At 64.5% G+C, this 19,832-nt stretch carries 15 protein-coding genes and 1 tRNA gene; 13 read left to right on the plus strand and 3 right to left on the minus strand.

The window, feature by feature from the left end; all coding sequences use genetic code 11:
* Positions 1 to 13 precede the first annotated feature (13 nt).
* The gene (gene gluQRS / locus ACMDW7_RS06085) at positions 14 to 871 is read right to left on the minus strand and encodes a tRNA glutamyl-Q(34) synthetase GluQRS (protein WP_377302363.1); all 858 of its coding nucleotides are present in this window, start codon (positions 869 to 871) and stop codon (positions 14 to 16) included.
* 12 nt (positions 872 to 883) lie between these two features.
* Entirely contained in the window at positions 884 to 1,612 is a 729-nt protein-coding gene (locus ACMDW7_RS06090; RefSeq protein WP_377302361.1) for a YggS family pyridoxal phosphate-dependent enzyme, read from the minus strand.
* A 227-nt stretch (positions 1,613 to 1,839) separates the two neighbouring features.
* Between ACMDW7_RS06090 and ACMDW7_RS06095 the strand changes: the two genes are divergently transcribed.
* From ACMDW7_RS06095 to typA, 12 genes are all read left to right on the plus strand, one after another.
* Complete coding sequence (locus tag ACMDW7_RS06095) at positions 1,840 to 2,880, plus strand: type IV pilus twitching motility protein PilT (protein ID WP_377302359.1); 1,041 nt, start codon at positions 1,840 to 1,842, stop codon at positions 2,878 to 2,880.
* A gap of 83 nt (positions 2,881 to 2,963) precedes the next feature.
* A complete protein-coding gene (locus tag ACMDW7_RS06100; RefSeq protein WP_054126788.1) occupies positions 2,964 to 4,097 on the plus strand; it encodes a PilT/PilU family type 4a pilus ATPase in 1,134 nt (377 codons plus the stop codon).
* A 17-nt stretch (positions 4,098 to 4,114) separates the two neighbouring features.
* Positions 4,115 to 4,594, plus strand: a complete 480-nt coding sequence (locus ACMDW7_RS06105; RefSeq protein ID WP_377302357.1) for a glutathione peroxidase — start codon at positions 4,115 to 4,117, stop codon at positions 4,592 to 4,594.
* A 76-nt stretch (positions 4,595 to 4,670) separates the two neighbouring features.
* Positions 4,671 to 4,747 (plus strand) — tRNA-Met (locus ACMDW7_RS06110).
* 268 nt (positions 4,748 to 5,015) lie between these two features.
* Positions 5,016 to 5,858 (plus strand): SMC-Scp complex subunit ScpB, encoded by an 843-nt coding sequence (scpB, locus tag ACMDW7_RS06115; protein WP_377302355.1) that lies wholly within the window; start codon positions 5,016 to 5,018, stop codon positions 5,856 to 5,858.
* A complete protein-coding gene (locus ACMDW7_RS06120; RefSeq protein WP_377302353.1) occupies positions 5,855 to 7,321 on the plus strand; it encodes a pseudouridine synthase in 1,467 nt (488 codons plus the stop codon). Before scpB ends, ACMDW7_RS06120 begins: the two co-directional genes overlap by 4 nt.
* Positions 7,322 to 7,550: 229 nt before the next feature.
* Complete coding sequence (gene rimP, locus ACMDW7_RS06125) at positions 7,551 to 8,039, plus strand: ribosome maturation factor RimP (protein ID WP_377302351.1); 489 nt, start codon at positions 7,551 to 7,553, stop codon at positions 8,037 to 8,039.
* The gene (gene nusA, locus ACMDW7_RS06130; RefSeq protein WP_377302349.1) at positions 8,036 to 9,514 is read left to right on the plus strand and encodes a transcription termination factor NusA; all 1,479 of its coding nucleotides are present in this window, start codon (positions 8,036 to 8,038) and stop codon (positions 9,512 to 9,514) included. Before rimP ends, nusA begins: the two co-directional genes overlap by 4 nt.
* Positions 9,515 to 9,561: 47 nt before the next feature.
* A complete protein-coding gene (gene infB / locus ACMDW7_RS06135) occupies positions 9,562 to 12,357 on the plus strand; it encodes a translation initiation factor IF-2 (protein ID WP_377302347.1) in 2,796 nt (931 codons plus the stop codon).
* 24 nt (positions 12,358 to 12,381) lie between these two features.
* On the plus strand, positions 12,382 to 12,753 hold the full coding sequence (gene rbfA / locus ACMDW7_RS06140; RefSeq protein WP_377302345.1) for a 30S ribosome-binding factor RbfA: 372 nt from the start codon (positions 12,382 to 12,384) through the stop codon (positions 12,751 to 12,753).
* Between the two features lie 3 nt (positions 12,754 to 12,756).
* Entirely contained in the window at positions 12,757 to 13,680 is a 924-nt protein-coding gene (truB, locus tag ACMDW7_RS06145; RefSeq protein ID WP_377302343.1) for a tRNA pseudouridine(55) synthase TruB, read from the plus strand.
* Between the two features lie 269 nt (positions 13,681 to 13,949).
* Positions 13,950 to 15,770: a translational GTPase TypA gene (gene typA / locus ACMDW7_RS06150; RefSeq protein ID WP_377302341.1), complete on the plus strand. Its 1,821-nt coding sequence runs from the start codon at positions 13,950 to 13,952 to the stop codon at positions 15,768 to 15,770.
* Positions 15,771 to 16,121: 351 nt separating this feature from the next.
* Here typA and ACMDW7_RS06155 read toward each other — a convergent pair whose 3' ends face one another.
* Positions 16,122 to 18,098, minus strand: coding sequence for an alpha/beta hydrolase family protein (locus ACMDW7_RS06155; RefSeq protein WP_377302339.1), 1,977 nt, complete (start codon positions 18,096 to 18,098; stop codon positions 16,122 to 16,124).
* A 508-nt stretch (positions 18,099 to 18,606) separates the two neighbouring features.
* Here ACMDW7_RS06155 and ACMDW7_RS06160 point away from each other — a divergent pair.
* Positions 18,607 to 19,512 carry a DMT family transporter gene (locus tag ACMDW7_RS06160; RefSeq protein ID WP_377302337.1) on the plus strand — a complete coding sequence of 302 codons (906 nt, stop codon included), beginning with the start codon at positions 18,607 to 18,609 and terminating at the stop codon, positions 19,510 to 19,512.
* The last annotated feature ends 320 nt before the right edge of the window (positions 19,513 to 19,832 follow it).

Below are 19,832 nucleotides of genomic sequence, written 5' to 3' on the forward strand. Positions count from 1 at the left end.
CGAACGTTGAAAATCACAGCCACTGCGCGGCCCAGACGGCTGTCGTTTGGCTCAACAGCTCGCTGGCGGTCGGGCCCGGCTGTTCGCCCAGCCCCAAGTGCCGAGCAGCCTCGCGCAGCACCGCGGCTGCGTTGCGGGTGTCTACCGCCGCGGCGCCCGTCTGCTTGCTGAGCTTCTGCCCATCGGCCGCCAGCACGACCGGCACGTGCAAGTAGCGCGGCACGGGCAGGCCCAGCTGCGTCGCCAGCCAGATCTGCCGCGGCGTCACCGCCAGCAGGTCGGCACCGCGCACTACGTCGGTCACACCGGTGGCAGCGTCGTCTACCACGCAGGCCAGGTGGTAGCTGTACGGGCCGTCTGCGCGCTTGAGCACGAAATCGCCGCAGGTCTCGGCTAGATGCTCGGTCTGTTGACCCGCCGCACGGTCGGTGAGCCGCACCACGGCGTCGCCCACCCGTGCGCGCCAGGCGCGCGGCTCCCGGCCCCCCGTGCCTTGGCGACAGGTGCCTGGATAGACCAGCTCGCCGCTCGCACCTACCCGCGCGCCGGACTCCGCCAGCGTCTTGCGGCTGCAGGCGCAGCCAAAGGTGTGGCCTGCGGCTTCAAGCTGCGCAAAGGCAGCGGCATAGGCGGCTGTGCGGGCTTGCTGGTACGTCACCTCGCCATCGGGCCGCAGCTGCAGGGCATCCAGCTGCGCGAGGATGGTGCGGGTATGCGCCGGATCGCATCGCTGCGTGTCCAGATCGTCGATGCGTACCAGCCAGCGGCCGCCGTGGGCGCGGGCATCCAGCCAGCTGGCCAGCGCCGCCACGATGGAGCCGGCATGCAGCGGCCCGGTGGGCGAGGGCGCAAAGCGGCCGACGTAGCCCATGCGTGCGCGCTCTCAGGCGGCCGGCGCCTTGGGGGCGCGCGCGCCGAAGATCGCCGAGCCCACGCGCACGATCGTCGCGCCTTCGGCCACGGCGTCCTCCAGGTCGTCGCTCATGCCCATGGAGAGCGTGTCGACGGCGAGCCCGGCCGCGTTCAGCTGGGCCAGAAGCGCCGCAAGGGCCTTGAACGGCGCGCGGCGCTGCTCGGTCGGGCGCGCCGGGTCGGGAATACACATCAGCCCGCGCAACTGCACGCGGGGCAGGGCGGCCACGGCCTGCGCCAGCGCCAGTACCTCCCCCGGTGCGCAGCCGCTCTTGGTGGCTTCGCCGTCCACGTTCACCTGGATCAGCAGCTGCAGCGGCGCGAGGTCCGCCGGGCGCTGCTCGGACAGGCGCTGGGCGATCTTCAGACGGTCCACGCTGTGCACCCAGTCAAAGTGCTCGGCCACGGGGCGGGTCTTGTTGCTCTGCAGCGGGCCGATGAAGTGCCATTCCAGCCCCGGCAAGCCCTGCGCGGAGCCCATTGCGGCAAGTTCGGCAATCTTTTCCACGCCTTCCTGCACATAGTTCTCGCCAAAGGCCCGTTGCCCGGCGGCCACAGCCTGGGCCACCGCCTCTGCGCCGAAGGTCTTGCTCACGGCCAGCAGGCGCACGCTGCCCGGCGCCCGGCCCGCCCGTGTTGCTGCGCCTTCAATGCGTTGCCCTACTGCAAACAGGCGCTGTTGCAACTCTTTAGAAGTCAAGCAGATAATCCAGATGCTTAAAGTGCTTTGTGAGCTTCATCCTCGCTCACTTCGTCACATATCCCATGCGGTGCACGGCCCGACGTTCATGATGCGGGCGGCAATCGCGCTTAATCTGCGGTGAGCTACGCACGGCACACAGCCGCTGCAGCGCTCAATCGCCAAGAGGCTGGTCGCAACGCCTGACAGAGGGATCAGGCAGGTGCTGCACCCCAGCGGAGAATTGTATGGATATCACCGAACTGCTGGCCTTCTCGGTCAAGAACAAGGCCTCCGACCTGCACCTGTCCGCCGGCCTGCCGCCCATGATCCGCGTGCACGGCGACGTGCGGCGCATCAACCTGCCGGCACTCACGCACGAGGACGTGCATCGCATGATCTATGACATCATGAACGATGCCCAGCGCAAGCAGTACGAGGAGATCTTCGAGTGCGACTTCTCGTTCTCGATCCCCGGCCTCGCGCGTTTCCGCGTCAATGCCTTCGTGCAGAACCGCGGTGCGGGCGCGGTGTTCCGGACGATTCCGTCCAAGGTACTCACGCTGCAGGATCTGAATGCACCACGCATCTTCCAGGACATGTCGATGCAGCCGCGCGGCATCGTGCTGGTGACTGGCCCCACGGGTTCGGGCAAGTCCACCACCCTGGCCGCGATGGTCAACCACATCAACGACAACATCTTCGGCCACATCCTCACCGTCGAAGACCCGATCGAATTCGTGCACGAGAGCAAGAAGTGCCTCATCAACCAGCGTGAGGTCGGCCCTCACACCCTGTCGTTCAACAACTCTCTGCGCTCCGCGCTGCGCGAAGACCCTGACGTGATTCTGGTGGGTGAGTTGCGCGACCTCGAGACCATCCGCCTGGCACTCACCGCCGCGGAAACCGGCCACCTGGTGTTTGGCACCCTGCACACGTCCTCGGCCGCCAAGACCATCGACCGCATCATTGACGTGTTCCCCGCCGCGGAAAAAGACATGGTCCGCGCCATGCTCTCCGAATCCCTGCGCGCGGTGATCTCGCAGAGCCTGCTCAAGACCAAGGACGGCTCGGGTCGCGTGGCCGCGCACGAGATCATGATCGGCACGCCCGCCATCCGCAACCTCATCCGCGAGGCCAAGGTCGCGCAGATGTACTCCATGATCCAGGCCGGCCAGCAGTTCGGCATGCAGACCCTGGACCAGTGCCTGCTCGACCTCGTGCGCCGTAACGTGGTCAGCGCCGAGGAAGCACGCGTCTACGCCCAGAACAAGGAAAACTTCGGCTGAGCCCCTCGCTCCCGGACACGCGCTCGGGCGCGCGCAGCACGCGCACCTGAGCCCCCCACTCTCTTTGCAGTACTGGACCGCACATGGAACGCGATCAGGCCACCAAGTTCATGCACGACCTGCTGAAGCTCATGCTTCAGAAGCGTGGCTCGGACCTCTTCATCACCGCTGCCTTTCCGCCGGCCTTCAAGATCGACGGCCGCGTGGTGCCCGTTTCGAATCAGGCGCTGACGCATGTGCACACCGCCGAACTGGCGCGCGCCATCATGAACGACAAGCAGGCCGCCGAGTTCGAGAACAAGATGGAGTGCAACTTCGCCATCAACCCCTCGGGTATCGGCCGCTTCCGCTGCAATGCATTTGTGCAGCAGGGCATGGTGGGCATGGTGCTGCGGACGATTCCGGCCAATATTCCCACCGTGGAAGGCATGGGTCTGCCGCCGCAACTCAAGGACATCGTGATGGCCAAGCGCGGCATCGTGCTGCTTGTGGGCGCGACAGGTTCGGGCAAGTCCACCTCGATGGCGGCCATGCTGCGGCATCGCAACGAAACCACCCACGGCCACATCATCACGATCGAAGACCCCATCGAGTTCGTGCACCCGCATGCCAACTGCATCATTTCGCAGCGCGAAGTCGGCGTGGACACGGAGTCCTGGGAGGCCGCACTGAAGAACGCCCTGCGTCAGGCGCCCGATGTGGTTCAGATCGGCGAAATCCGCGACAAGGACACGATGGAGAACGCCATCGTCTTTGCCGAAACCGGCCACCTCTGCATGGCCACGCTGCACGCCAACAACTCCAACCAGGCCATCGACCGGATCATCAACTTCTTCCCGGAAGAAAAGCGCCAGCAGCTGCTGATGGACCTGTCACTGAACCTGCGCGCCATGATCTCCCAGCGCCTGATCCCGCTGAAGGACTCCAAGGGCCGCGCCGCCGCCTGCGAGATCCTGATCAACTCGCCGCTCATCTCAGACATGATCTTCAAGGGCGAGGTCGGCGAGATCAAGGACGTGATGAAGCGTTCGCGCGAACTGGGCATGCAGACTTTCGACCAGCACCTTTTCGATCTCTTCGAAGACGGCAAGATCAGCTACGAAGATGCGCTGCGCAACGCCGATAGCGTCAACGACCTGCGTCTGCGCATCAAGCTCGAATCCAAACTCGCGCAGCGCGACCCCTCGCTCGGCGTGGGCCACCTCTCGATTGTCTGAGCATCAGAACAAGACCCATGAGCACCGCATTCGATTTCTCAGCCAAGCTGCTCGACGGCAGCCCCTCGGACCTCGCCCAGTACCGCGGCAAGGTGCTGCTCGTCGTGAACACCGCGAGCAAGTGCGGCTTCACTCCGCAGTACAAGGGCCTGCAGGAACTGCACGACAAGTACAAGGACCGTGGACTGGTCGTGCTTGGATTTCCCTGCGACCAGTTTGGCCATCAGGAGCCGGGGGGCGCCGACGAAATCGCAAACTTCTGCGAGCGCAACTATGGGGTCAGCTTCCCGATGTTCGAGAAGATCGAGGTCAACGGCGGCAATGCCCATCCGCTTTTCAGCTTCCTGAAAAAGTCTGCGCCCGGTCTGCTCGGCAGTGAAGGCATCAAGTGGAACTTCACCAAGTTTCTGGTCGATCGCGAAGGCGCCGTGAAGGAGCGCTATGCCCCGACCACCGAGCCCGCCGCCATCGCAAAGGACATTGAGGCCCTGCTCTAAATCCGCCGGGCTGCACTGCTCGGCACACCTACTCGTTTGTGCGCTGCGTCGATATGCGATATAGTCTTTGTCTCGACGCGAGGTGGAGCAGTCTGGTAGCTCGTTGGGCTCATAACCCAAAGGTCGTAGGTTCAAATCCTGCCCTCGCAACCACATTCAGATCGGCGCATGGCTAGTACGGGCGTCAATCACGAGGGCCCGCGATGCGCGGGCCTTTTGCCATGTTCTTCTCCCGCCATGCGTCGCGCGCAAGCGCACCGGGCGGGCGACACAGGGCTCAGGGAATCGATGCGTTATGGCCCGCGAGTGCGTAGCACCGCCGGCACAGCACGGCCGGACGATGCTTGAAGCCCGGGCCCGCCGTCTCCGGGATGACTCACAAACATGCTCTCTGGTGCGCTGACCAGGCGTGCCGCAATTCATGACGACACTGCACGCCAAGACCGTCATCGAGACGGCGCTGCTGGTTGCCCAGCAGCCCATGCCCATCTCCGAGCTGCGCAAGCTGTTCGATGACGAGATCGGCGCGGACACGGTCCGCTTTGTGCTTGAGGAACTGCGCCAGGAGTGGTCCGGGCGTGGCGTGGAGTTGATCGGATTGGCCAGCGGCTGGCGTTTTCAGACGCGGCCCGAGATGCGCGAGTATCTCGACCGGCTCAATCCTGAACGTGCGCCGCGCTACTCGCGAGCGGTGCTTGAGACCCTCGCGATCATCGCCTACCGCCAGCCGGTGACGCGCGGTGACATCGAGGACATTCGCGGCGTGACCGTGGCAGCCACTGTCGTCAAGACCCTAGAAGATCGCGGCTGGATTGAGACGATCGGTCACCGCGATACACCCGGCCGCCCGGCATTGTTTGGCACGACCAAGCTGTTCCTCGATGACCTCGGTCTGGCTTCATTGAGCGAACTGCCGGCATTGGGTGATGACGGGTCCGTCCCGGCCCTGCCCATGCCAGGCCAGCAGATGATCGATTTCGACGGGCCCGCGGTCGTTGTTGCGGGTGATCCGGGCGCCGAAGCCGACGCGGTAGTGGACCTGGCGCCTCATGGCGATGAGGCGGGCGAAGCATCCGGCACTGCGCATGCAGCGGGCGATGAAGCGCCGGCGAAGCTAGCCGAGCCTTTGATCGATTCCACGATCGCGCAAGCCGGGGTCACCGCACAAGTTCCGGAGTCTGTCGCCCCGGATGCCGCCCCTGATACGCAAGCAGGTCTGAGTGAGTCTGCGGCGTCGACGCCGCCCCAGGAAGAACGCCCATGAGCGATAACGATCCGCAGATCAAGAATCCGTCGCAGGCTGCCGAGAGCGGCCCCGCTAACCAAGCTGAAGGCGCGCAACCCGGTGAAGGCGGCGGCGCGCGCCGGCGACATCGGAGCCGACGCGGCGGCAAGCGTGGTCGTGGCGATCGCGATGCACGCCCACCGCATCAAGGCGCAGACGGCAACGCGCAGGCGGGCGTGTCTGACGAGGGTGACCCGCCACCTGCCGCCGCAGGTCGCGCTTTCGATGCAATCGTCAACAAGGGCGCGCTCAATCCGGAGGATGCGCCCAAGCTGCACAAGGTGCTGGCTGATGCCGGCATCGGCTCGCGCCGAGAGATGGAGGAACTGATCCTCGCCGGACGCATTTCGGTGAATGGTGAGCCCGCCCACATCGGCCAGCGCGTTCTACCATCCGACACGATCCGCATCAATGGCAAGCAGATCATGCGCAAGGACCTCACGCGACCGCCGCGCGTCGTCCTGTATCACAAGCCTGCAGGCGAAATTGTTTCGCATGATGATCCGAACAAGCGCCCGCGGGTCTTTGACGTGCTGCCGCGTGTGAAGACTGGCAAGTGGATGTCCGTCGGCCGGCTGGACTTCAACACCGAAGGTCTCCTCGTATTCACCAACTCCGGCGAGATCGTCAACCGTCTGGCGCATCCCCGCTTCGGTCTTGAGCGCGAGTATGCGGTGCGCTTTCTCGGCGAGATGACCGAGGAGCAGCGCAACCAGCTGCTCACCGGCGTGCAACTCGATGATGGTCCGGCCAAGTTCGCAAGCATCGAAAGTGCAGGCGGCGAGGGCGCGAACCAATGGGCTCGTGTCGTCATCAGCGAAGGGCGAAATCGTGAGGTGCGCCGCATGTTCGACGCGGTGAACCTGCCGGTCAGCCGGCTGATCCGCATTCGCTTTGGCGGCTTTGTGCTGCCACCGCGTCTGAAGCGCGGACAGTGGATGGAGCTGGACGCGGACACCTGCCGTGCACTGCAGTCCGAGCTGGGCCTCGGCCCGAAGCCGAAAGCGGAGCCCGACGAAGAGGACGGCAACCGCATGGATTACCAGCCACCCAAGCCGCGCGGTCGCCGTGAGAAGTTTCTGGCGACGCACAACGAGGCGGGCCACGTCATGCTGACGAGCCATGCCCTGAACATCAACCCGGACGCCTGGATGAGCGGCATGGGCCAGCCCGGCGCTGCTCCCGGCGGGCGTAATCGGCCTGCGGGCGCGAAGCCTGGCGGCGGTGGCAAGCCCGGCCGGCCAGGCAAGAAGACCGGCGGCAATCGGCCCCAGGGCAATGGCGCAACCCGCCGCGGGCCGCAGCCCGGCAAGAAGGCTGCGGCCGTGGACGGCGCCGCGCCCCAGCAGCAGCCCAAGTCGCGCAATCGTCGCCGTGGTGGCCGCCGTGGCGGCAAGGGCGGCGCCGGCGGTTCGGGTCCGCCCGCGCCTGCGGAGGGCTGAGTCGCGTCCGGCGCCCGCCGCAGCGCATCAATTTGCGGTGGCGCTTTGAGCTTCTACGCGGAATTCCTTATAATTCAAAGGATTAGCTACTGCTGATGGCTCAGTTGGCTGTTCGGGCGCGATTTGCGCCTGATGCAGTCGGCGTAGAAGCCGCCTGAAATTGGGCCTTCCGGCCCATTTTTTTTTCTGGCGCGCGTTTTGATGTTGCAGCAGTGCCGAGTGGATATCGATGGCCGACCTGACCCAACTTGTTGAATCGACGATTGCGCCGATGGGCTATGAGCTCGTGGATGCCGAACGCGCCGGCCGCGGACTGCTGCGCATCACGATCGATCGCGCAGACGGCAGTGGCGAACGGATCAGGATTGAAGACTGCGAGCGCGTCAGCCGGCAGTTGACCAATGTATTCATGGTCGAAGGCATCGACTACGCGCGTCTGGAAGTCGGTTCGGCCGGCGTGGATCGTCCGCTGAAGAAGCTGGCTGACTTTGTGCGGTTTGCTGGCGAAAACGCTGTGCTGAAGCTGCGCGTGCCGCTGGCAGGTCGAAAGAATTTCGAAGGTGTGCTGCAGACTCCCGAAGGTGAAGGACCAGACGCGAAGCTGGCGCTGGTCTTCAAGGGCAAGGATGGCACCGAGCAGGTTTTGGATTTTGTTCTGTCGGACATTGAGCGTGCGAACCTCAACCCGGCGCTCGATTTTGGGAAGGGCAGGAAATGAATCGTGAAGTGCTGATGCTCGTGGACGCACTGGCGCGCGAGAAGAATGTCAGCAAGGAAGTGGTCTTCGGTGCCCTGGAGACCGCCCTGGCTTCGGCGACCAAGAAGCGCTTTACCGATCCCGAGGTGGATGTGCGCGTCTCGATCGACCGGGATTCCGGCGAGTTTGATGCCTTCCGCCGCTGGCAGGTTGTGGCCGACGACGCCGTCGAGAATCCCTCGGCGCAGATGGCACTGTCCGAAGCGCGGTCGCAGCTGCCCGAGATCGATCTTGACGATCACGTCGAAGAGCAGCTCGATGACGTCGAGTTCGGCCGCATTGGCGCCCAGGCTGCCAAGCAGGTGATCCTGCAGCGCATTCGCGACGCCGAGAAGGAACAGATCCTCAACGACTTCCTCGAGCGCGGCGAAAAGATCGTCACTGGCATGGTCAAGCGCATGGACCGTGGTGACGCGATTGTCGAAATCGGCAAGGTCGAGGCGCGGCTGCGCCGCGATCAGACGATCCCCAAGGAGAATCTGCGCATTGGGGACCGCGTGCGTGCCTACATCGGCAAAGTGGACCGCACCGCGCGCGGCCAGCAGGTCGAACTGTCGCGCACCGCTCCGGAATTCATCATTGAGCTGTTCCGCCTCGAGGTGCCCGAGATGGAGCAGGGCCTGCTGCAGATAAAGTCTGCGGCCCGCGATCCGGGCGTTCGCGCCAAGATCGCCGTGACCACGAGCGACCGTCGCATCGACCCTATCGGCACCTGCGTAGGTGTACGTGGTTCTCGCGTGCAGGCGGTCACGGGTGAGCTGGGCGGCGAGCGTGTGGATATCGTGCTGTGGAGCGAAGATCCGGCCCAGTTCGTGATCGGTGCCCTGGCTCCTGCCAATGTGCAGTCCATTGTTGTGGACGAGGAAAAGCACGCCATGGACGTGGTCGTGAACGAGGACGAGCTGGCCGTGGCCATCGGTGTTGGCGGTCGGAACGTGCGTCTGGCTTCCGAGCTGACCGGCTGGCAGATCAACATCATGACCGCCGATGAATCGGCAACCAAGCAGACCGCCGAGCGCGACCGCGTCGTCAAGCTCTTCGTCGACAAGCTGGACGTGGACGAGGAAGTCGCCGGCATCCTCGTGGACGAAGGCTTCACGGGTCTCGAGGAAGTGGCCTACGTGCCCATCAACGAGATGCTTGCCATCGAAGCCTTCGATGAAGACACGGTCAATGAGCTGCGCAATCGCGCGCGTGACGCGCTGCTGACGCAGGCTCTCGCACAGGAGGAGTCGCTCGAGACCGGTGCCGGCAAGACCGACCTGCTGGGCATTGAGGGCCTGACCGCGGACATGCTGCCCAAGCTGGCGGACATCGGCGTCTACCTGATCGAGGATCTGGCCGAGCTCGACAGTGAAGAATTGAATGAAGCCATTGGTGTGGGCGAGGAAGCCGCCAAGAACATGATCATCCAGGCTCGCCAAAGCTGGAGCTGATTGCCGGTCACCCATGTGCCCGCACCCTGAAAGATTCTGAGGACTGAATGGCAAGTACCACCGTCGCCCAACTCGCCAGCGAACTGAAGCTCTCGGTTCCTGTGCTGCTCGAACAGCTCAAGGCCGCCGGCGTCTCCAAGGCAGCGGCGGATGATCTGCTCGCTGAGTCGGACAAGACACAGCTGCTCGACAGCCTGCGCAAGGCGCATGGGTCCTCCGGCGAGGAAAAGAAGCGCATCACGATCACGCGCAAGCAGACCACCGAGATCAAGCAGGCTGACGCCACTGGCAAGGCACGCACCATCCAGGTGGAAGTGCGCAAGAAGCGCGTGCTCGTCAAGCGCGATGCCACGGAAGCCGCCGCGGCGCCTGTCGAAGCCCCTGCTGCGGCGCCCGCCGCACCCGTCGTGTCCGACGAGGAGCGTATTCGCCGCGAAGATGAAGCGCGCCGTCAGGCCGAGCTGATCGCACGCCAGGAGGCCGAGGCCCGCGCTCGCGCAGAGGCCGAGGAAGCTGCCCGTGAAGCGCAGCGCCAGCGCGATGCGCAGGCCAGTGCTGCCGCAGCTCAGGCAGATGCACCTGCCGAAGCTGCTCCGGCTGCAGAGCCTGCGCCGGTTGAAGCTGCGGTGGCGCCCGCTCCCGCCGTGCCGAGTGCTGCCGAAGAAGCCGCAGCCCGCGCCAAGGCCGAGGAATACGAACGCAAGCGCCGCGATGACGCGCGCAAGCGTGCCGAGGCCGAAGCGGCGGGCATCCGTCAGCTCATGGCTGCGCCTAAGAAGATCGTCAAAGCGCCTGAAGCCCCTGCGCCTGCTCCGATTTCAGGCACCCTGCACAAGCCTGCGAAGGCCGCCGGGACGGAAGAAGTCAAGAAGGATGACAAGCCGGGTGCCAAGACCAAGACCCTGAAGGCGGGCGAGTTGTCCTCGAGTTGGTCTGCAGACGGCGCGCGCGGCAAGAAGCCCGCCGGCAAGCCGGCGTCGCCCGCCGGGCGCGATGGCTGGCGCGCGGGCGGCGGCCGGGGCAAGGGCGGACGTCGCGGCGATGATCGCGGTGAAGACCAGCGCACCAACATGCCGGCCGAGCCGATCGTTCGCGAAGTGCACGTGCCAGAGACCATCAGCGTGGGCGATCTCGCGCACAAGATGGCCATCAAGGCCGCGGAGGTCATCAAGTCGCTGATGAAGATGGGCCAGATGGTCACCATCAACCAGGTGCTGGACCAGGACACCGCGATGATCGTGGTCGAGGAACTTGGCCACAAGGCGATTGCGGCCAAGCTCGATGACCCGGAAGCCTTCCTGACCGAAGAAGAGACCACGAGCGAGTTCGAATCCCTGCCGCGCCCCCCGGTGGTGACCGTGATGGGTCACGTCGACCACGGCAAGACCTCTTTGCTGGACTACATCCGCCGTGCCAAGGTGGCTGCGGGCGAAGCCGGTGGCATCACGCAGCACATCGGTGCCTATCACGTCGATACGCCGCGCGGAGTAGTCACCTTCCTGGATACCCCCGGCCACGAGGCTTTTACGGCAATGCGTGCGCGCGGCGCCAAGGCAACCGACATCGTGATCCTGGTGGTCGCTGCCGATGACGGTGTCATGCCCCAGACCAAGGAGGCCATCCGTCACGCCAAGAGTGCGGGTGTGCCGATCGTGGTCGCCATGAACAAGATCGACAAGCCCGAAGCCAATCCGGATCGCGTCAAGCAGGAGCTGGTGGCTGAGGAAGTCGTGCCCGAGGAATACGGTGGCGATTCGCCCTTCGTGCCGGTGTCTGCCAAGACCGGCCAAGGCATCGACGACCTGCTCGAGAACGTATTGCTGCAAGCCGAAGTGCTGGAGCTCACGGCGCCCAAGGAAGCCCCGGCAAAGGGTCTGGTGATCGAAAGCCGTCTGGACAAGGGCAAGGGTCCTGTGGCCACGGTGCTGGTGCAAAGCGGCACCCTCAAGCGTGGCGACATCGTGCTGGCCGGCGCAAGCTTCGGTCGCGTGCGCGCCATGCTGGACGAAAACGGCAAGCCGACGCAGGAAGCCGGCCCGTCCATCCCGGTCGAGATTCAAGGTCTGACCGAAGTGCCTGCCGCCGGTGACGAGCTCATGGTGCTGGGCGATGAGCGCAAGGCGCGCGAAATCGCGCTGTTCCGCCAGGGCAAGTTCCGCGATACCAAGCTGGCTCAACAGCAAGCCGCGAAGCTCGAAAACATGTTCCAGAACATGGGCGACGGCGCCAAGAAGAACCTCACGCTCATCATCAAGGCCGATGTGCAGGGTTCGCAGGAAGCCATTGCGCATGCCATGGGCAAGCTGGCCAACGACGAAGTGCAGGTCCAGATCGCGTTCAGCGCGGTGGGTGGCATTTCCGAGAGCGACGTCAACCTCGCCATCGCCACCAAGTCCGTCATCATCGGCTTCAACACCCGTGCCGACGCCGGTGCGCGCAAGCTGGCCGAGAACAACGGCATCGACATCCGCTACTACAACATCATCTACGACGCGGTGGATGATGTGAAGGCCGCGCTGTCCGGCATGCTCGCGCCCGAGAAGAAGGAAGAAGTGCTGGGTCTGGTGGAAATCCGCCAGGTCATCAGCGTCTCCAAGGTCGGCAAGGTGGCGGGTTGCATGGTGCTCGATGGTCTCATCAAGCGCGGCGCGCAGGTTCGCCTGCTGCGCAACAACGTGGTCATCTGGACGGGCGAGCTCGACAGCCTGCGCCGCTTCAAGGACGACGTGCGCGAGGTCAAGGCCGGCTTCGAGTGCGGTCTCTCGCTCAAGAACAACAACGACATCTCCGAGGGCGATCAGCTCGAGGTCTTCGAAGTCAAGGAAGTGGCCCGCACGCTCTGATGCGCGCAGCCCGATGAACGCCCGATGCGCAACAAGCCCAAGACCGGCGGCAGACCCCTACGGGTCGGCGACCAGATCCAGCGCGATCTGGCCGAGCTGCTGCAGTTCGAGGTCAAGGACCCGCGCATCGGCCTCATCACCCTGACCGGGGTCGAGGTTTCGCCTGACTATTCCCACGCCAAGGTCTACTTCACGACATTGGCCGAGGACGCCAAGATCGATGAGGTCATTGCTGGCCTGAACGCTGCACGTGGCTATCTGCGCCGCGAGCTCGGCCGCCGCATCTCGATCTTCCAGACCCCCGAACTGCACTTCATCCACGACCAGTCGATTGCCCGCGGAGCGCACCTCTCCGAGCTGATCGATCAGGCCGTCAAGGACAAGGCACAGGACTAGCGCATGGAACTTCAAGCTCCTACGCGCCTGGCCATTCCCGCCCGGCGTGTGGAGCGGGTGGCGGTCCATGGCGTGCTCCTGCTGAACAAGCCTCGTGGCCTGTCGAGCAACGATGCGCTGCAGAAGGCGCGGCGCATCCTGCACGCCAAGAAGGCGGGCCACACCGGCACGCTGGACCCCGAAGCGCACGGCCTGCTGCCCCTGTGCTTTGGCGAGGCGACCAAGTTTTCGCAGGATCTGCTGGACGCAGACAAGACCTATGAGGCCAGCGTGCGCTTCGGCATCAAGACCAGCACGGGGGATGCCGAGGGTGAGGTGATCGCCACGCGTGAGGTCACGCACGACCAGAAGGCGCTGCAGCTTGCTTGCGAGCGCTTCGTCGGCCCGATTGACCAGGTGCCGCCCATGCACTCGGCGCTCAAGCAGGGCGGTGTGGCGCTGTATGAACTGGCGCGCAAGGGCATTGAAGTTGAGCGGGCGGCGCGCCGAGTGCAGATCCATGCGATCGAAGTACTCAGCCAGACGCCCGATAGCGCGGTGCTGCGCTGCCATGTGAGCAAGGGCACCTACATCCGCACTCTGGCTGAAGACATTGGCGAGGCGCTCGGTTGCGGCGCGCACCTGACGGCGCTGTATCGGACGCAGGTCGGCCCGCTGAGCGTGGCCGACGCCGTCACGCTGGAGCAATTGTCTGCGGTGCAGAATCCCGCAGCTCTGCTCGCACCAGTGGACAGCCTGGCGCAGGGCTTGCATGCCGTGCGCTTGAGCGAAAACGAACAGGATCGGGTGCGCCAAGGGCAGCGCCTGATCATCACTGACGATTTTGACGGCACCGTGCGCATGTACGGGCCGGATGGATTCCTTGGCATCGGCCAGCTGCATCAGCGCCGCTTGCAGCCCACTCGAGTTTTGAACCTGAAAGAGTGAGGGCCTATTTGTGCTGCGTTTACGAGTGCGAATCGACCGCTGGGGGCGTACAGGCAAGGCGCGTGCCGCTGCGCGTATGTCGATACGCGCAAGGTGCGTAACGCAGCATGACGGCCCCACCGGTCGATTCCCGAAGGGTTGTGGCCAAAAAGGCCATGCGCGTTGTTGCCCTTGCACGGCGGGGTGGTACCCCGCCTGTGCAGTGCGCCTAGCGCATGACCTTTTTGATCCACAACGCATCTCGCAAACGCAACACAAATAGGCCCCTCATGTCCCGCCAACTACGCAACATCGCCATCATCGCCCACGTGGACCACGGCAAGACCACGCTCGTGGACCAGCTCCTGCGCCAGAGCGGCACTTTCCGCGAGAACGAGAAGGTGGCCGAGCGCGTGATGGACAGCAACGACCTCGAAAAGGAACGTGGCATCACGATCCTGGCCAAGAACTGCGCGGTGCAGTGGAACGGCTATCACATCAACATCGTCGACACGCCGGGGCACGCCGACTTCGGCGGTGAAGTGGAGCGCGTGCTCTCCATGGTGGATGGCGTGCTGCTGCTGGTGGACAGCGTCGAAGGCCCGATGCCGCAGACGCGCTTCGTGACCAAGAAGGCGCTGGCCCTCGGTCTGAAGCCCATCGTCGTGATCAACAAGATCGACCGCCCGGGCGCGCGGCCGGACTACGCCATCAACTCCACCTTCGAACTCTTCGACAAGCTCGGCGCCACCGAGGAGCAGCTGGACTTCCCGATCGTCTATGCCTCGGGCCTGAACGGCTTTGCCGGCCTGACCGAAGACGTGCGCAGCGGCACCATGAACCCGCTGTTCCAGATGATCGTGGACCGCGTGCCCACGCGGGACGACGACGTGGACAGCCCCCTGCAGTTCCAGATCTGCTCGCTGGACTACAACAGCTACGTCGGCCGCATTGGCATTGGCCGCGTGAACCGTGGCCGCATCAAGCCCGGCCAGCCCGTGGCCTTGTGCAATCCGGTGGATGGCAGCGTGGTCACGCGCAAGATCAACCAGGTGCTCAAGTTCCGCGGCCTGGAGCGCGAGCTGGCCGATGAAGCCCTCGCCGGCGACATCGTGCTGATCAACGGTATCGAGGACATCGGTATCGGCGTCACGCTGTGTGCCGTGGACACGCCAGAGCCCCTGCCGATGATTGCCGTGGACGAGCCCACGCTCACCATGAACTTCATGGTCAACACCTCGCCCCTGGCCGGTCGCGAAGGCAAGTTCGTCACCAGCCGCCAGATCCGTGATCGCCTGACCAAGGAACTGAACAGCAACGTGGCGCTGCGCGTGAAGGACACGGGCGACGACACGGTGTTTGAAGTCTCCGGCCGCGGTGAACTGCACCTGACCATCCTCGTGGAGAACATGCGCCGCGAAGGCTATGAGCTGGCCGTCAGCCGCCCGCGCGTGGTGTTCCGTGAGATCGACGGCGTGAAGCAGGAGCCGATCGAGGCCCTGACGGTGGACGTGGAAGACGACCACCAGGGCGCCGTGATGCAGGCCCTGGGCGAGCGCAAGGGCGAGCTGGCCAACATGGAAAGTGACGGCCGTGGCCGCACGCGCCTGGAGTACCGCATCCCGGCCCGCGGCCTGATCGGCTTCCAGGGCGAGTTCCTGTCAATGACGCGCGGTACCGGTCTGATGAGCCATGTGTTCGACGGCTACGCGCCGGTGCGCGAGGGCATCGTCGGCGAGCGCCGCAACGGCGTGCTGATCAGCCAGGACGACGGCGAAGCCGTGGCCTATGCGCTGTGGAAGCTGCAGGACCGCGGCCGCATGTTCGTCAGTCCGGGCGAAGCGCTGTACGAAGGCATGATCATCGGTATTCACAGCCGGGACAACGACCTCGTGGTCAACCCCATCAAGGGCAAGCAGCTCACCAATGTGCGCGCCTCGGGCACCGACGAAGCCGTGCGCCTCGTGCCGCCGATCCAGCTCACGCTGGAGTACGCGGTGGAATTCATCTCGGATGATGAGCTGGTTGAAGTGACGCCCAAGAGCATTCGTTTGCGCAAGCGCCATCTGAAAGAGCATGAGCGCAAGAAGGCAGAGCGTGAAGCCGCATGAGCGCTGCCGCGCTCATGTGTGCCGCGGTTGATCGATCCCCCTTCCGTCCCCCTCGCGGGGGAGACCTGTCAGGTGGTCGCTAGCCCGGACTTGAATCGCTAGAAGTCCATTTCATGCGGTTCTTCAGGCCAAAATGGCTGGAAATCCGCGCCGGACAAGCGGATAGTGGCGCAGGGGGCTCGCGCCTGCAGGCGCTCGCTGTTGCAGCGGCGGCGAGCAGTGCTCGCCGAAACCGTTCTTCCACCACCAGGCAAGCGGCAAGCACTTTTGACTTGCAATAAAAAAGGGCGCTGATCCATTCAGCGCCCTTTGTCTTTCTGCAGGCCGCAGCCCGCTGATGCACTCACGCCATCACGGCTTGAGGTGCTTCACGAAGAAGCGCTCCATCGCGCCATAGAACTCGAACTTGTTCTCTTCGTTCTGGAAGCCGTGGCCCTCGTTGTCCTTGACCATGTACTCCACGTCCACGCCGCGCTTGCGCAGGGCTTCGACGATCTGGTCGCTCTCGGCCTTGTTCACGCGCGGGTCGCGCGCGCCTTGCGCAACAAACAGCGGCGTCTTGATCTTGTCGGCATGGAACACGGGGCTGGCGGCCATCAGCGCCGCCTTCTCGGTCTCCGGGTTGCCGACCATCTCGTACATCTGCTTGCGCCAGGGTTCCCAGTAGGGCGGAATGGTGTTCATGAAGGTCAGCAGGTTGGACACCCCCACGTAGTTCACGGCCGCGGCATAGAGGTCCGGCGTGAAGGTCACGCCGGCGAGCGTGGTGTAGCCGCCGTAGCTGCCGCCGTAGATGCCCACGCGCTTGGGGTCGGCAATGCCCTGGCTGATGAGCCACTGCACGCCGTCGGTCACGTCGTTCTGCATGGTGCGGCCCCACTGCTTGAAGCTCGCCTCCCAGAACTTCCGGCCGTAGCCGGTGGAACCGCGGAAGTTCATCTGCAGCACGCAGAAGCCGCGGTTGGCGAGGAACTGCACCTCGGGGTTGAAGCCCCAGCCATCACGCGCCCAGGGGCCGCCGTGCGGGTTGACGATACAGGCGAGGTTCCTGGCTTCCTTACCCACGGGCAGGGTCAGGTAGCCATTGATCGTCAGGCCATCCCGGCTCGTGTAGCTGATCGGCCGCATCGGCGCCATGTCCTTGGGGTCGATCTTCGGGTTGATCACGGCCAGGCGGGTGAGGGTGTCGCCCTTGGCGTCGTAGATGTAGCGGGCACCTTCGGTCACATCGCTCGCGGCGGCGACGATGAACTTGGTCTCATCGCGCGTGGCGCTCTGCAGGTTGATCTCCATGCCCGGCAGCTTGGCGGCCAGGTTGGTAAAGCGCTTGGCGACCGCGTCGTCGAAGAACTTGCGCTCCAGTTTCGCGGTCATGAACTCCGCGTGCGTCATGCGTTTGCTCTTGCGTGACCAGACGGCGCTCCAGAGGTCCACATCATCGCGCTCGAAGACCAGCTGCTCGGCATCCGGCTTGGCGGGATCGATCGTGACGAGCGCCTTCTTGTCGCGCCCGCGGTTGGACAGGGCATAGAAGCGCTTGTTGTCCGCGGTGAAGAACAGCGGCTGCACCTCGGTCTTGAAGTCGGTCTTGATGATGTCCTTGAACTTGCCGGCATTGCCCGTGCGGTACACCACGAAGGTGTCCGTGCCGCGGCTGGCCACGCCCAGGCGCAGTTGGCCGCGGTGGTCCGTGATCCAGCCCGTCACATCGCCAGGGTTCTGTCCCACCAAGGTGGAGGCTCCCGTAGCCACATTGACGCGGTAGATGTCGAACACCTTCTTGTCACGCTTGTTGTGGCTGATGAGCATGTGCTGCGGATCATCGGGCAGGTCATCGATGACCGACGCGCGTACGCCTTCAAAGGGCGTGAGGTCGGTCACTTTGCCCGTCAGCGCATCCACGGCCACCACGTGAAAGTTTTCGTCGCCACCGAAGTCCTTTTGGTAGATCAGCGTGCGCTTGCCCTTCCAGAAGTAGTTGTCGATGTCGCGGGCGGACTCCTTTGTCAGCAGGCGCGGCGTGCCCACGGGTGTGCTGCCCTTGAGCGCCTGCACGTGGATGTTGCGGCGGCTGACTGAGCCTCCCTTGCCGTCGGGCATGGCCACCGGCGCCATGAAGCCGAGCATCGAGCCGTCTTCGTTCAGGCGGAAGTAGGCCTGCGGCGGGTTGGAGAAGAAGTCTCGGACGTCGTAGCGCTTTGGCACTGTGGCCCCACCTGCCGGGTTGGCCGGTGCGGGTGTCTGGGCAAGCGCGGCGCCCGCAGCCAGCAGGCCGGCGCCTGCAAGAACGGCCCACGCCCGCTGCGGCGTGGTCTTGAACCATGGCATATCCATCCTCCTTGTGACGCATGCGGCCCGCGGCCGATGCAAAGCCGGTGCTGGCGCACTGCCAGCCCAAGCACGCAAAGGTAGCGCCGTCGCGGCAATCCGCCGATCAAACTGCGACAGGCTGCAGAAACCCGGGCGTGGAGCGCAGACCCGTCAAGCGCGCGCTGCGGCCTTGTGTGCGCACCTGCCCGCGGCGCGTGCGGGGCTTGCTAGGCTCCAGCTGTCAGCGTTCCATGCCCGCGGGTGTCGGTTGTGCGGCCCGGGAGCGAAAAGCAAGATCAGCCATCCATGCGCTTCTTCAGGCCAAAATGGCTGGAAAGCCGCGCCAGACAAGCGGGAAGCGGCGTTGGGGACTTGCGCTTGCAGACGCTCGCTGTTTCAGTAGCGGCGAGCAGTGCGTGGCGAACCCCGCATACGCCGCCAAACGAGCGCGAAGCCCACTCAGAACGGCGGCATTTCAAGCGCTGCCGCGTGTGGGCGCAGGCGCCAGAACAACACGTCAACGTCCATGTCCAGCACCAGCCAGCACCGCACCGCAGTCCTTGTCGTCATCGTCGCCACGCTCATGTGGTCTCTGGGCGGCGTGGCTTCCCGCCAGGCCCCGGCCGTAGCGGGCTTCGAGCTCACCTTCTGGCGCAGCCTGATCGCAGCCGTCACCGTGGCCATCCTGCTGCCGCTCACGCAGGGGCGCGAGTTCGTCAGCAAGATCCGCGACGCCGGCCGCACGGTCTGGATCTGCGGGCTGTGCTGGGCCGTCATGTTCAGCTGCTTCATGATGGCCCTGTCGCTCACCACCGTGGCCAACGTCCTCATCACCCAGTGCCTCGCGCCTGTGGTCACGGCGCTGCTCACCTGGGCGGTGTTTCGCAAGCCGCTGGGCCTGCGACTGTGGGCCGTGATCGCGGTGGCCTGCAGCGGCATTGCGCTGATGTACATCACGGATGTGGGCGCCATGGGCGGCAAACACCTGCTGGGCGTGCTGGTGGCCCTCGGTATCCCGGCGGCGGCGGCCGTGAACTTCGTCACCATGCAAAAGAGCGGCAAGTCCGTGGACTTGTCGGCCGCCGTGCTGATCGGCGGCGCCATCTCGGCACTGGCCATGCTGCCCCTGGCCATGCCCTTCAAGGCCAGCGGCATGGACTTCTTCTGGGTCACGCTCCTGGGCGTGGTTCAGCTGGGCGTGCCCTGCGTGATGGTGGTGTGGGCCGCGCGCCATCTGCCTGCACCGGAGCTGTCACTGCTCTGCCTGCTGGAAGTGATCTTCGGCATCGTGTGGGCGCTGGTCTTCGTCGGCGAGCGGCCGGGGCTGATGACGCTGGTCGGTGGTGCCATGGTGCTGGGCGCGCTGGCCGTGAACGAGTTCATCAACCTGCGCAGCAATCAGGCGGGGCAGGGTGCGGTGCCGATGGATTGAAAGGGTTCGAGTTCGCGTATTGCGGTCAGTGTGCGCGTACCGAGGGGGCGATGATGAAGGTCAGACGAATTCGCTGGGATCGTGTTTGGATCGTTGCAAGTCTTGTTTGGGTTTTTGCGGTCGGTATCCTCTCAGCGGAGTCCGTACATTCGGGCTACGTCGAAAGTCGAGTGGCGAACGTTGATCTCGCTTTCCGAAAGAACCAGTTGGCATTTCAGGACTGTCTTGTTCGGCATGGGACGAGTTGGTTCAAGTTGTTGGCAGACACGCGGGCGACGTGTCTGCGCGAAGCGCTCGATTGCACGGACAGCGGATTTTGG

The sequence above is a fragment of the Piscinibacterium candidicorallinum genome (assembly GCF_047549485.1).
Taxonomy (GTDB): Bacteria; Pseudomonadota; Gammaproteobacteria; order Burkholderiales; family Burkholderiaceae_C; genus Piscinibacterium; species Piscinibacterium candidicorallinum.